Source organism: Brevibacterium yomogidense (assembly GCF_900163715.1).
Classification (GTDB): domain Bacteria; phylum Actinomycetota; class Actinomycetes; order Actinomycetales; family Brevibacteriaceae; genus Brevibacterium; species Brevibacterium yomogidense_A.
Map to the genome: position 1 here is coordinate 1 of NZ_FWFF01000011.1, position 12939 is coordinate 12939.

Here is a 12939-nt window from a genome sequence, read left to right on the forward strand (position 1 = left end):
GGCCGGGGCGGGATCGGGTTGGCGTCGGCGCAGGAGTTCGTCGTAGGCGGTGACGGTGGGCAGGGGCCGGGTGTCTTCGGGCAGGTGCGCGATGACCTGGTGCGGGTTGGTGGGGCGTCGGGGTGGCAGGTTCACGACCGTCCCGCCCCTGGTCTGGCTGGCTGGGGCGGGTGTGTGGGTGGTGGCATGGCGGCGGGCTTCGACGGCGACGACGTCGGGGCTGATCGCGCCCACCGACAGGGCCGAGGTGATGCCGGCGATCACCGCGTCGGACGGGAGGGATCGGTGGAGCAGGAGCACGTCGATCAACGCTTGGGTCCCGGCCACGTCGCCGCTGGTCTTGCGGGCCGCGGCCCAGAACGCGTCGTGGGCTGCGGTGAATGCTCCGGCGGCGCGGGCCTGCGCGAGGGCGGTGGAGCCGGGGAACGCGCCGGGCTTGTGGCGCAGGACCTCGAGGTAGTGGTCCAGCTCGACCCGGGTCACCCCACGGGTGCCGAGGCGTGGGTGGGTGGCCACTACGGTGCGGCCCTCGAACACGACCACGCACGAGGCCCGAAGGCTGACGCGGACGCGTTGGCCGATGAGGTGCGCGGGGACGGAGTACTTGACCATGCGGACGGTGATCAGGGCGGAGCGGTCGACGCGGGGGTGGAGGATCAGGCCGGGGTCGAAGTCATCGGCCGGCAACGGTGCCAGGTGGTCGAGTTCGGCGTGGTGGTCCTGCCCGATCGTGTTGGCGTGGCCGGTGATGCGGCGGGTGTTGTCGTCGTGCTCGCAGGCACGGATCTTGTCGTTGAGTTCGTCCAGGCTGGCGACTTCGGGCATGGGGGTGAGGTGGTTGCGGCGGAACCAGCCGACCTCGCCCTCGACGCCGCCTTTCTCGTGGGCGCCGTCGATGCCTGGCTGGCAGTAGAACGCGTCGAAGCCGTAGTGGGAGCGGAACAGCACCCATCGTTCGTTCTCGTCGCGTAGCCGGTCGCCGCCGTGGATGACCTGCACCACGGCGGAGGTGAGGTTGTCGTAGCGGATGTGGCGGGTGGGGATGCCGCCCAGGGCGTGGAAGGCCTCGATGTGTCCTTCGAGGAAGGCCTCCTGCCCGCCGGTCGGGTAGACGCGGTGGATGGCCTTGCCGGAGTGGGACAGGCGGTAGACGAACATGTGGCACTTGGTCTTGACGCCGTCCAGGATGACGTAGACCTCGCCGAAGTCGACCTCGGCCTCCGCGCCGGGGGCGTGGTCCTGCGGCACCATCGCCTCCACCCGGCGCCCGGCCTCCAGATCGATCTGCGCGCGCCGGACCCGCACGTAGTCCCGCACCGTCGAGTACGACAGGTCCGTGGCGTCGTGCTCGTCACACAGCCGGGCCAGGATCCGGGTCGCGGTATGACGCTGCTTGCGCGGCGCAGTCAGGTCATAGCGCAGCATCTCGTCGATCGCCGGCTTGTACGGATCCAGGCGCGGTGCTGTGCGGACCGGTTTCTTGCGAGGTGGGGGTTCGGCAGCGGCGAGGGCCTGGCGGACGGTGCGGCGGTGGACTCCGTGTTTGCGGGCGAGCTCGCGGATGGACAGGCCATCGACTCGCGCGTCGTGGCGGATGTCGGCGTACAGCTGCACTCGTGACCCCATCTTGGCTCCCTTGCCCTCGCGACTGGTTCCCAGTGATGGGGACCAGCGTGAAGGGGTGGGGCCAGTTCAGACCGTCAACACCCCGGCAAGTCGCACGCGGGGCCAGATCAGGCCGTCACAACGGGGCCAAACCAAGCTGTCACAACCAGCCCGGTCACCATGCACGTGAGGGAGGCGACGACGTCGTTCGCTGCTCTTTCTGATCCATCCTGTTCGGCCTTCCTCCGTGGTGCTCGGTGCCCGTCACAGGCCGGGTCGGCGGAGGCGTTCGATGAGCGCATCGAGGCCATCGGAGAACTCGCGGTCGGCATGATCTGCGGCCAGCAGGTCATGCAGTTCCGTGACTGCTGGGTAGTCTTCCGATGCTTCGGCAGTGCCGGTCTCTTCTGTCACCGCAGCTGTCACCGAATCGATCGTGCCAGCGCCGGTGGGGGAGAGCGCTCCGCCTCGGGGCGAGGCCTCCAGGAGGAGGTGGCCGAGGAGGAAGCTGGTGAAGGCCTTGTAGGCATCGACTGCGCGTCGGTGTGAGAACCCGTGGGAGAGCAGGGAGGAGAGGAAGTGCTCGACCCAGCGCATGCTGCGCAGGGGCGGTCGCAGCCAAGGCGCCTCCGGTGGTCGCGTGGCGACCAGCGGGAACGTTCGCGGGTGCTCGGCCTCCAGTTCGCGCAGCGCACCTCCGACACTGCGAAGGTATTCCTCCCAGGAATCGGTGGCGGAGGTGATGCGCGGGTCGTCGAGGAGATCGTCGACGAGACGGTCGACCACGGCACCGAGCAGCTGGTCCTTGCCCTCCACATGCCGGTACAGGGCCATGGCTTCGACGCCGAGGTGCGAGCCGAGCCTGCGCATGGTCAGCGACTCGGCACCATGGGCGTCGATGTACGCGGTCGCGGCCTCAACGACCCTCGTGCGGTTGAGACCTCTGGACATCGAGTCTCAGCGGTCGGTGCCGCCGGGCGCATCGCCCTCAGGCTCCTGCGGCACCGCCTCGACGACCTCCTCCTTGCTCTCGAAGTGCGTTTCAGTCAGCGTCCGCAGGGCCTGCAGGGTCTTCGCGTCCGCCCCGCGGGTGGAGGCGTACTCGATCAGTTCATCCTTCGTCGCAGGGAACTCGACTCCCTGAAGGGCCTTCGCCGCTCGGAGTTCATCGCGTGCAGTCATGGCTGTCCTCCTGTGTCGTCACTGTGTCGTGGGTCGTGGATGTCTTCACTGGTCGGGTACTTCGAATCGCAGGATCGCGGCGATCGCATCGTCTACCTGGGAGTCGATGAGCGAGACCTCGGCGTCGGTCCGCACGCTCGCAGCGAGGAGCTCCGACTCTCGTGTGCCGGTCCGGTCGTACTCGAGCAGGAGCGTCTCCACAGCTCCCATCTCCAGCGCCCGCGCGATGCGGCCTGCACCCTCAGCAGCCAGGCCGCGTGACGTCGCTGTGCCGAACTGATCTGCCCGCTGCCGGGCGGCTTCGTCGCTGCGCTCCGCAGCGAGGCGGTGCAGCTCGTCTGCCAGTGCATCCTCGGCGCCGTCATCGGACACTCCGCCGGACGTGACCTCTGCGTAGTCGTCCCGGAGCGCGGCGGAGAGCTCATCGCGCAGTGCGGTGCGCCCCTGCACCTCGCCGGCGAGCACAAGCAGGTCAGGCTTCCATCGCTTCGCCACCGCATCGAGGTGGTCTGCGACGTCGCGGACGTTCTGCTTGACCACTTCGTCGGCTCTGCGCTGGATGTGCTTGTGCGACAGTGCACCCTCGCGGGGCTTGTGCACACTCTCGGAGTCGCTGCTGACGACCCCTTCGGCCTGCGTGTCGACTGTCTGGGAGTCGGACACGACCACCTGACGCACGACGGCACCGTGCTGGTTGGCGATGGCCACGAGGAGGCGAGCGGAGCGCTCCCTCTCGCGGATGAAGGCCCCGAGTTCCGGCTCGTCGCTCAGATGCGCCGCATCTCCGGCGCCCAGCGCAGCGTCCCAAGCCTCATCGAGGACGATGCCCGTGGCATCGGCCACCAGCACGCGTCCGTTGGACTGCACCTCTCCGGATTCTGCACCGAGCACCGCCTCGTCGAGCTGGGAGAGGACTGGGTCGGAGGCTCCTTCTTCGCTGAGGCGACCGCGGAGCTCGTCCCACCTGAGCCTCACCTGCTGCCGTGCGTCCTCGGCGGGGGAGCGGCCCTCCAGGTAGATCGTGACGAAGGGTGCCTGCCCGTCGTAGACCTGACGTATCGCGTTCAACTGCATGCGTCGACCTCCTCGTGGATTCGCTGGCAACCTCGGTTGCCTTCGTATACACGGTAAACATGCGAGAGATGGCGACGTCAACCAGTCTCTGGGCGGCAAGGTGTCTTGCTGTCGAGCGACTATTCTGCCGCGGCGCTTTGGTCTCCGGACCTCTTCGTGCGAGTGCATGCATGGCCGTCACGAGCGCTGCTGGGGTCGCGATCGCCGGTGTATCGGAGTGGTACCATAAAGAGGTACAAGTGACCGGCGTTGGGATATGCAGAGGGAGTGACGATATGTCCATCAGTGCCAGTGAGGCCCGCAGGACGCTCTTCCCGCTCATCGAGCGTGTGAATGACGACCGCGACGCCGTCGAGATCGTCTCTCGCCATGGCAATGCCGTCCTCATGCCTGCCGATGAGTACGCGGCGTGGCAGGAGACTGCCTACCTGTTCCGCTCGCCGGCCAATGCTCGCAGGCTGCTCGACGCCTATGAGCGTGCCGCCCAGGGTCAGGTGGAGGCGCACGAGCTCGACCGGGAGGACTGAGTGCGCCTGGTCTGGGACCCGTACGCCTGGGAGGACTACAAGAACTGGCAGACTGCGGACCGCCGGATCCTCAAACGGATCAACACGCTCATCGACGCGTGTCTTCGGGATCCCTTCGCCGGCATAGGAAAGCCCGAGCAGCTCAAGTACGGTGCGCGGGGTGCCTGGTCGCGTCGCATCACTGAGGAGCACCGACTCGTGTACCTCGTCGTCGACGATGACCTGGTGATCCTCCAGGCGCGCTACCACTACTGAGCGGCTCCCCGGCGACCATTCGCCGGGCGGGAGGTCGCAGCCTTCCACTCTGTGACATGAGCCACTAGGCTCGAGCGGATGGAGATGCGCGTGATGGGGCGCGTCGAGATCTTCACGGATGACACCTCCTGGGGAGTGCACGGACGCACGCAGCGCGCGCTGCTGTCCCTCCTCATCCTCCGACTCCGGGTCTGGACACCCGCCCCCTACCTCGTCCGGGCGCTCTGGCCGTCCGACGCATCTGATCGTGCGCTCGCGCGCCTCCACGTTCAGATCCACCGCCTGCGCAGACAGCTGGGAGGCGATGTCGTCAACAGCTCCCCGAACGGGTATCGGCTCAACATCCGCGACGACTCGATCGACGCGTGGCGGTTCGAGCGCTCGGCGGAGTCGGCTCTCGCGCACACCGGCCGTGGAGGCCACGACGCTCACCTGGTCCGTCGGCTCGACGAGGCGCTGGCGCACTGGGGCGGGGAGCCCTTCCCGAACGTCGACGCCGCCGACGTCGACACCTGGCGGCACACTCTGCATGAGCTGCACACACGCGCGCAGGAGGTCCGCAGCGAGACTCTCCTGCACCTCGGTGACAGCCGTGCCGCACTGGACGTGCTCACGCCGCTCGCCGCGCAGCAGCCCTCGAACGAGCGGGTGCAGGCGCTGCGGATGTCCGCTCTGCAGCAGGCGGGCCGGTCGGAGATGCTGCCGCAGGTGTACGAGGAGGCCCGCAGCGCGCTGACCGACCTCGACCTCACGCCGGGGCCGGATCTGCTGGCCGCCCACGCCCACCTGCTGGACGGTCACCACACGTTTGCGCCACCGGACGGCGCACCGCCCGCGGTCCCAGCCCCGGCGCCGTCGCTCGAACGGGCCGCAGCACTCTTACGGCACCGCGAGGACGAGCTGCGGCGCGCGCTCGCCGCCCACGACGATGACCGGCTCTCGCTCCTCGACGGGGATGGTGACCATCCACCGCCCGCGCAGGATGTCTCGCTGCGCCGCGAACTCGCCTACGTGCTGACCGGCAAGGGCCGCCACGACGAGGCGCTGTCGCTCCTGGGCCATCTGGAGGCACTCCACGTGATGCACGGGCAGGAGGACGATCGGGCCGTCGTCCTGCGCGACATGGTCGCGGTGATGGCTCTGACCGGTGATCTGCGCCGCGCCCTGCGCCTGCTGGGCGAGGCCGCCCGCATGGACGAGCGCACCACCGGCACGGACGCGCTGCTGCAGACCGTGCGCGCCCTCATCCTCACCCACATGGGGCGCCTGACCCGTGCCGAGGACTGCCTCGCGGCGGCCGGACGCTCCACCAGCCCGAGGGACCGCGCGAACGGCCGCGATCTGATGTGGTGGCGGGCCCGCAGCCAGATCGACCGTCGGGCCGGTCGTCACACTGAATCCGTGCCCGAGGCCCTCGAAGCATCGCGCATCGCCAGAGCGGGCAGCGCGGGCGGTGACCCAGGCCCATCGTCGCTGGATGTCGCCTGCTCCCTGCGGGACGCCGGCGACCGGACGTGCTTCGCCTGGTACCGGTCCGTCATCCGCTTCGCCCACGACTCCGGGCGCTTCCCACTGGCCGCGTGCGCCCACGCGGCGGCGGCGAAGGCCCACCTGCTGTGGGGCGATCCGGAGACGGCTGCGGCGCATGGTCGTACGGCCCTCGACCTCGCCCGGCGGTGCGGCTGCTGGCTGTTCGCCGGGCGGGCCGCGTCACGCCTCGCGGAGGCGGAGGAAGGGCTGGGGAACACACGGTCGGCCCAGTTCTTCCGGCGCGAGGCACTGGCTGCCTACCGCCGCGCCGACTTCCCGCTCGCCCGCGAGGTGCGCGCACGGCTCGAGGGCCGTGGAGTTCACGCCCGCGATCACGCCGGCGGGACCGGATGATTGGCGGCGAACACGTCGTCGGGATCGTAGACGCTCTTCACCCGTGTGAGGGTCAGCCACTCGCGGTCCCCGTAGCTGAGTTCGGGGTCGACCGGGGCCTCGGCGAAGTTGAGGTACTGCTTGCCGGTGCTCCACGGACTCATCGCCTGCACGAGGGAGAGGGCGTCCGCGTGACCGCGAGACCTGTTCTCCGGGGTGTCGGCGACTGCTGCGCCGAAGAGCATGAAGTTCCCGTCCAGACGGTTCATCGCCCCGCCCTCCGGATGCCGCCGGGACAGGGCGGCGCCCAGTTGCCGCAGCTCGGCGGTCAGAAGTACATGCTCCGTCCCGGGGCCCACCTGGCTGAGGAACGCGTCGACCGCCTCGTCCGGCATCGTCCCCAGCAGGGTCGAATCGCCGACGACCGGCGTGGGGCCCTCCGGATCCATGTGCAGCCGGGCCAGCGACCACGGCGGCACCTGCGCGAAGGTATCGACCTCGGGGCGCAGTCGCCGGAGAGGATCGAGAGTCTTCTGAGCCCGGTCCTCGGGACCCAGAACCGCCCCGTCCAGGCAGACGACAGGACGACCGCGGACGGCTCCGGGGACCTCGGGCGCGTCCGGCAGGTTGAGTATGCGCATCGACGTGGTGATCTCGTCCGGTGCGCCGGGTGCCCAGTGGGCCCAGGCGCGGATGACGCGCTCCGCGTCGTCGATGTCCCACACCATCATCCCCGCGTGCACGGAAGCGATCGGGTAGAGGGAGAATTCGAAGGAGGTGACGATGCCGAAGTTGCCGCCGCCTCCCCGCAGCGCCCAGAAGAGGCTCTGGTGCTGCGAGTGGTCGGCGCGGATGAGGCTGCCGTCGGCCAGGACGATCTCCACTCCGGTGAGGCTGTTGGTCGCCATCCCCAGGCGTCGGCCGTAGAGGAAGATCCCGCCGCCCAGCAGGTAGCCTCCCACCCCCACATCGGGGGAGGAGCCGTGCAGACACGCGAGACCGTGGTGGCCGGCGGCCTCGATGACGTCGCCCCACAGGGCGCCGCCCTGCACGTGGGCGGCGGCACTCGACGGATCGACGCTCACCGCCGTCATACGAGACATCGTGAGGAGCACGGTGGAGCTGAGGTCGTGCTGGACCAGGGGACCGGCGTTGTGGCCGGTGCTCACCGGTGCCACTCGCAGGCCCAGGCGCCGCGCCGCCGTGACGACGTCGGAGACCTGCAGTGCGGTGGTCGGTTCGGCGACAGCGGCGGGGTAGAGGTCGACCGACGTGTTCCACATCGCGCGGGCTCCGTCGTAGCCGGGATCGCCGGGCAGGTGGATGGTCACGGGTCCTGTCATCGCGCGCAGGGCCGAAGCGTCCTGTTCTGTGGGCGCCTGCGCAGTGGTCGCCTCTGCTGCGGCTGCCTGTGCGACGTCGGAGTGTGATGAGTCGTCAGTCGAAGCGACGACACTGAGGCTGTCGGTGTGGAGGGACATGGGTCTCCATTCGAGGATGTGTGCGGGGAGTTCCGGCCGATCGACTGTGATGCGGTCGGTCCTCTGAGGGACGTGGTCACGCTCGCACCCGTCGCTTACTTCCCGCTTTCAGCGGGTGAGCGGCATCCATAGACGCAGACCGCGCTGACATGGGAGCCTGTGCCGTACCGATGCGCGGATGCGTGCACTGCGGAGGGGATGGAGACCGATGCCGATTCCACAGACGATGAGTGCCGTGCGGCTGATGGGCCATGGCGGTCCGGAACAGCTGGTGTTCTCCGATGACGTGCCCGTGCCGCTTCCCGCAGACGGGGAGGTGCTGATCGATGTGCACGCCTGCGGGATGAACAACACCGACGTGTGGGTGCGCGAGGGCGCCTACGGCAGCGACACCGACCCCAACGAGGTCTCCACCTGGCGGCGTGGTCGCTCCACACTCGAGTTCCCGCGCATCCAGGGTGCCGACATCGTCGGCCGCATCGCCGGCGTCGGACCAGGTGTCGACCAGGACCGCATCGGTGAGCGGGTGATGGTCGACTTCAGCCTCTACAACCGGCCCGAGGGTGATGAGTCGCTGGCCGACATCGACTACATCGGACACGGTCGCGACGGTGGCTATGCCGAGTACGTCGCGGTCCCTGCGGAGAACGCCTACGAGATCACCGCGGACGTGTCCGACGCGGGGCTGGCCACGTTCTGCTGCGCCTACCTCACCGCCGAGCAGATGCTCGACCGCGTGCGCCTGGCCGAGGGTGAGCGGATCCTGGTGACCGGATCCTCGGGCGGAGTCGGTTCAGCCGTCATCCAGCTGGCCCGCGTGCGCGGCGCGATCCCGTACGCCGTCACGAGCGCGGGCAAGGAGGATGCGCTGCGGGCGATCGGTGCCGAGGACGTCATCCTGCGCGACACCGATGACCTGGTCGCCGAGGCCGCACGGGTGGTCGACGGGCCGGTGGACGTCGTCGCCGATCTGGTCGCGGGACCTCTCTTCAACGACCTGCTGCGCATCCTGCGCCCCGAAGGCCGCTACACGACCGCCGGAGCCATCGCCGGTCCGGTGGTCGAGCTGGATCTGCGCACCATGTACCTCAAGCACCTCGAGCTGCACGGCTCCTCCCAGGGGACCCGCACCGCCTTCCGCCGCCTGGTCGGGTACATCGAGGACGGGACCATCCGGCCTCTGCTTGACCGCACCTTCCGGCTCTCCGACTTCCACGAGGCCCAGCGCACCTTCACGGACAAGACCTATATCGGGAAGCTGGTGGTGGTCCCCGACCGGCACTGGGACGACGTGGGGGTGCCCCATGCGCCGTGAGCGGAGCCTCGATCTGATCGATGCCCAGGCCGGTGGCGACGTGTCCCGCGTGGTCACCGCCGGCATTGAACCGATCCCCGGCACGACGGCACTGGAGAAGGCCCGGTACCTCCAGCGCGAGGGGGACGGGCTGCGTCGGCTGCTCCTGTCGGAGCCGTACGGGGACCCCGCGATGTCCGTCGACCTGATCGTCGAACCGGGCCATCCGGAAGCGCAGGCTGGCTACATCATCATGGAGGCCATGGGCTACCCCCTGTACTCCGGGTCGAACACCATCTGCGTCGCGACCGTCCTGCTGCAGAGCGGCATGATCGAGATGACCGAGGGGCTGCAGGACGTGGTCCTGGAATCACCGGCGGGGCTGGCGCGGGTCAGCGCGCGCAACGTCGACGGCCGCGTCGAGTCGATCACGACGCAGGGCGAGCCCGCCTATGTGGCCGAGCGCGGCCTGTCGGTCGATGTGCCGGACTACGGCCGCGTGGAGTTCGACCTGGTGTGGAGCGGCGCCTACTACGCCATGATCCACGCCGCCGACCACGGCTTCGACCTCACACCCGACGAGCAGATCGCACTGACGGCGTTCGGCGACGCCTTCGTGCGCGCGGCACGTCCCGGACTGCGTCAGGAGCACCCCGCACTGGGAGACGTGGGTCCACTGCCGTTCGCCCATTTCATGGGCCGGGTACGCACGCTGGAGAACGGCAAGGTCGAATCCCGCTCAGCGACCTACGTGCACCCGGGCGTGATCTGCAGGAGCCCGACGGGGACCGGCACCTCGGCCAGGCTGGCGCTCATGGCGGGCCAGGGGGACCTGGGCCCCGGGGACACCCTGGAGACGATCTCTCCGCGCGGCAATCGCTTCGTGGGCACTGTGCTCGGAGAGGCCATGGTCGGAGACTTCCCGGCGTGGCACTCGACCATCACCGGGGGAGCTCGCCTGTTGGCGCACTCGCGGGTCACGGTCGACCTGGACGATCCGCTGGTGGACTCATCGGATCTGGAGAAGCTGCTGAGCCCGTGAGGCGGTGGCCGGGTGAGTCGCAGGGCGGCGTGCGCTGGGTGCGTTGCGGCGGGTGCGTTGCGGCGGGTGCGTTGAGGCGGTTGCGTTGCGCCGGCTCAGCCTCCGGCACATAGTCTGGACGGATGGATGAGACGACGAACCCGGAGCACGTGGCCGAACAGCGTGGAGTGAACGTCACGCGGACCGGCTTCGAACGGTACACAGTGACGACGAAGGCCGGTGTGGAGCTGGAGTTCGGGCGGGGCGAAGGCCTGGTCGACCCCGTCGACATGATGCTCGCCGGCCTGGCCGGGTGCATGGCGGTGAGCATCGACAAGCCGCTCACGCGGGCGGCGGAGCCGGAGCGGTTCGACATCAGCGTCGTCGCGGACAAGCTGAAGGACGAGTCGATGGCGACGCGTCTGCAGAACCTCCGCCTGGACTTCGATGTGGCGTTCGCCGACTGGACGCGGAAGCAGGACCCGCAGGCGTTCGTCGAGAAGCTGCTGCACGTCGCCCACGACACCCACTGCACCGTCTCCCGCACGATCGAAGCCGGCGCCCACGTGGAGGCGGGGGCGACGGTCGAGGTGACCGGGACCTCGGCGGCGGATGATGTGTCCGGCACGGACGATGACAGTGCGGGGCCGGGAACGCGATGACGACGGGATCGTCGGGCAATCAGTACCGCGAATCGGCGGCGGGTGACGGGCGGCCGCTGGACCTCCCCGCGGGCGCGTCGAAGAGCGAGCGCGTCCGCCACCGGTTGGATCTGGTGGAGAAGAACGGCCTGCTGGTGATCGGACGTGGCTCCAGAACCGGGGCCATCGTGCGCGTTGTGGGCAGCGTGATCATCAGTCTGATCGGTCTCGCCGTGCCGGTGATGGGAGGCGAGGGCTTCATCCTGGTATTGGGGCTCCTCTTCTTCGGGTTCTTCGGGATACTCGGCCCGGTCCTCACCGTGAAGAGGCACCGACAGGACTACAGCCTGGAGCTGACGCCGGAGGAGTTCACCCTGATCCGGCGAGTGGGCGGTTCGCAGGAGTTCGTGCACCGCGTCAGGTGGGTGGACATCATCCACGTCGGAACGGTGAGCAGCACCGGCCGGCCCGAGGGGATGCGTGTCCCGTCCGTCGTGGTCGTGGGGGCCTCGGGCGGGGCGCGTCGTCCGACGGTCCGCACCTTCTTCTCCCGAGAGATCCGCGGTGAGCGGGTCACGCTGAGTCAGCCGCTGGCCGTTGGCCGGTGGGAGCTGGTGGATCTGCTCCGTGAAGCGCGCAAGCGGTTCGCGCCGCAGGAGCAGGACGGTTCAACGAACGCGAAGGCACTCTAGCGTGGCCGCGGCAGGCCTCACGCGGAGTGAGCGGAACGCTGATCGACTGGACCAGGTGGAGGAGAAAGGTCGGCTGGTGATCGGCCGCGGGCCGGCGAAGGGCGTGGTCGTGCGCATCGTCGTCTGTGTGCTGATCGGGCTGCTGGGGCTGGTCGGTATGGCGGTGGGAGCCGAGAGCATGATGAGCGTCGTCGGGTTCCTGTTGTTCGTGGCCATGGGCCTCGTGGTGCCGTACTTCGTTCTGAGGCAGCACGGGCAGGAGTACAACCTGGTGCTCACCCCGGAGGACTTCGCCATTGTTCGGTATATCCGGGGCAGGAAGGAGACGCTGCACCGTGCGACGTGGGTGAACGTTCGCAGTGTGGGGACGCTCCGCGTCGGCTATCAGCTCGGGTCGATGAGTATGCCGTCGGTCATGGCCCTGGGAGCCTCGGGAGTCGCGCGGCGGCAAGTGGTCCGGAAGACATTCACCGGTGAACTCCGCGGTGAACGGATCCTGTTGTACCAGCCGCTGGCCATCAGCCGGCCGGAGCTGGTGGACCTCCTCACCGACGCGAAGAAGCGGTTCGGCGCGATCCCCGACGGCACAGGCTGAGAGGGCGGTCGCTGTCAGCGCGGCTTCGTGAGCCCAGCTTCGTCAGCTCTTCTTCGCGTCCTTGGCGGCCTTCGCCGCTGCCTTCATCGCCTTCTTGTTCTCACGCACGCGGAACAGTGAGTCCTCATCGCGGACGTCTGCGATCGAGCGGAACGCGTCGTCCGGTCCGTAGTCACCGGCGGCCTCGCGCCAGCCGTCAGCCGTGAGGCCGAACTGCTTGCCCAGCAGCGCGACGAAGATCTTCGACTTCTGATCGCCGAAGCCCGGCAGCGCCTTGAGGCGACGCAGGATGTCTTTGCCGGTGGGGGCGGAACCATCTTTGGTGGGTGCGGTCCAGAGGTTCTCCGCGACGCCGTCGTAGTCGTCGACGAGGGTCTGGGCCAGCGCCTGGACGCGGGTGGCCATCGAACCGGGGTAGCGGTGGACGGCGGGCTTCTCCTTGAACGCCTCGAGCAGGGCGTCGGGGTCCAGCGCGGCGACAGCTTCGGGGGTGAACTCGTCCAGTCGCTCGGAGAGCTTCTGCGGTCCGGCGAACGCGGATTCCATCGTCACCTGCTGGTCGAGCAGCATGCCGACCATGAGGGCGAAGCGGTCGTGGGTGAGCAGCTCATCGGCCTGCGGGTCGGTGGAGAGGTACACGGAAGTCATGCCCACCATCCTGCCGCATGTGAGAGGGGAGTGGTGGGTGTGGTGGAGGTGGGTGTGGGGG

14 protein-coding genes are annotated in these 12939 nt (G+C 68.9%); 8 read left to right on the forward strand and 6 right to left on the reverse strand.

Annotated elements, in window-relative coordinates:
- The 4 genes from istA to FM105_RS06765 form a co-directional block, all read right to left on the reverse strand.
- The coding region (gene istA, locus FM105_RS06750; RefSeq protein WP_087006618.1) for an IS21 family transposase at positions 1 to 1626 on the reverse strand (1626 nt) is incomplete at its 3' end.
- A gap of 243 nt (positions 1627 to 1869) precedes the next feature.
- Positions 1870 to 2556: a TetR/AcrR family transcriptional regulator C-terminal domain-containing protein gene (locus FM105_RS06755; RefSeq protein ID WP_087006620.1), complete on the reverse strand. Its 687-nt coding sequence runs from the start codon at positions 2554 to 2556 to the stop codon at positions 1870 to 1872.
- Positions 2557 to 2562: 6 nt separating this feature from the next.
- A complete protein-coding gene (locus tag FM105_RS06760) occupies positions 2563 to 2787 on the reverse strand; it encodes a DUF2795 domain-containing protein (protein WP_087006622.1) in 225 nt (74 codons plus the stop codon).
- Positions 2788 to 2832: 45 nt separating this feature from the next.
- Complete coding sequence (locus FM105_RS06765) at positions 2833 to 3861, reverse strand: baeRF2 domain-containing protein (protein WP_087006624.1); 1029 nt, start codon at positions 3859 to 3861, stop codon at positions 2833 to 2835.
- 275 nt (positions 3862 to 4136) lie between these two features.
- On the opposite strand from FM105_RS06765, the gene FM105_RS06770 reads away from it, so the two are divergent.
- The 3 genes from FM105_RS06770 to FM105_RS06780 all read left to right on the forward strand — a co-directional run bounded on the left by FM105_RS06770 (position 4137) and on the right by FM105_RS06780 (position 6527).
- A complete protein-coding gene (locus FM105_RS06770; protein WP_087006626.1) occupies positions 4137 to 4388 on the forward strand; it encodes a type II toxin-antitoxin system Phd/YefM family antitoxin in 252 nt (83 codons plus the stop codon).
- Positions 4389 to 4643: a Txe/YoeB family addiction module toxin gene (locus FM105_RS06775; RefSeq protein WP_087006629.1), complete on the forward strand. Its 255-nt coding sequence runs from the start codon at positions 4389 to 4391 to the stop codon at positions 4641 to 4643. It begins immediately after the preceding gene.
- 78 nt (positions 4644 to 4721) lie between these two features.
- Positions 4722 to 6527, forward strand: a complete 1806-nt coding sequence (locus FM105_RS06780) for a BTAD domain-containing putative transcriptional regulator (protein WP_087006631.1) — start codon at positions 4722 to 4724, stop codon at positions 6525 to 6527.
- On the opposite strand, the gene FM105_RS06785 is transcribed toward FM105_RS06780, so the two are convergent.
- Entirely contained in the window at positions 6506 to 7987 is a 1482-nt protein-coding gene (locus tag FM105_RS06785; protein WP_087006633.1) for an FAD-binding oxidoreductase, read from the reverse strand. The genes FM105_RS06780 and FM105_RS06785 overlap by 22 nt on opposite strands.
- Positions 7988 to 8195: 208 nt before the next feature.
- On the opposite strand from FM105_RS06785, the gene FM105_RS06790 reads away from it, so the two are divergent.
- The 5 genes from FM105_RS06790 to FM105_RS06810 all read left to right on the forward strand — a co-directional run bounded on the left by FM105_RS06790 (position 8196) and on the right by FM105_RS06810 (position 12230).
- Positions 8196 to 9302, forward strand: coding sequence for an alcohol dehydrogenase family protein (locus tag FM105_RS06790; RefSeq protein WP_179207107.1), 1107 nt, complete (start codon positions 8196 to 8198; stop codon positions 9300 to 9302).
- The gene (locus tag FM105_RS06795; RefSeq protein ID WP_087006635.1) at positions 9292 to 10323 is read left to right on the forward strand and encodes a proline racemase family protein; all 1032 of its coding nucleotides are present in this window, start codon (positions 9292 to 9294) and stop codon (positions 10321 to 10323) included. Before FM105_RS06790 ends, FM105_RS06795 begins: the two co-directional genes overlap by 11 nt.
- A 122-nt stretch (positions 10324 to 10445) precedes the next feature.
- Positions 10446 to 10964, forward strand: coding sequence for an OsmC family protein (locus FM105_RS06800; RefSeq protein ID WP_087006637.1), 519 nt, complete (start codon positions 10446 to 10448; stop codon positions 10962 to 10964).
- Entirely contained in the window at positions 10961 to 11635 is a 675-nt protein-coding gene (locus FM105_RS06805; RefSeq protein WP_087006639.1) for a hypothetical protein, read from the forward strand. Before FM105_RS06800 ends, FM105_RS06805 begins: the two co-directional genes overlap by 4 nt.
- A 109-nt stretch (positions 11636 to 11744) precedes the next feature.
- Positions 11745 to 12230 carry a hypothetical protein gene (locus tag FM105_RS06810; RefSeq protein WP_143275843.1) on the forward strand — a complete coding sequence of 162 codons (486 nt, stop codon included), beginning with the start codon at positions 11745 to 11747 and terminating at the stop codon, positions 12228 to 12230.
- Positions 12231 to 12272: 42 nt separating this feature from the next.
- On the opposite strand, the gene FM105_RS06815 is transcribed toward FM105_RS06810, so the two are convergent.
- Entirely contained in the window at positions 12273 to 12878 is a 606-nt protein-coding gene (locus FM105_RS06815) for an HhH-GPD-type base excision DNA repair protein (RefSeq protein ID WP_179207108.1), read from the reverse strand.
- Positions 12879 to 12939: the final 61 nt, after the last annotated feature.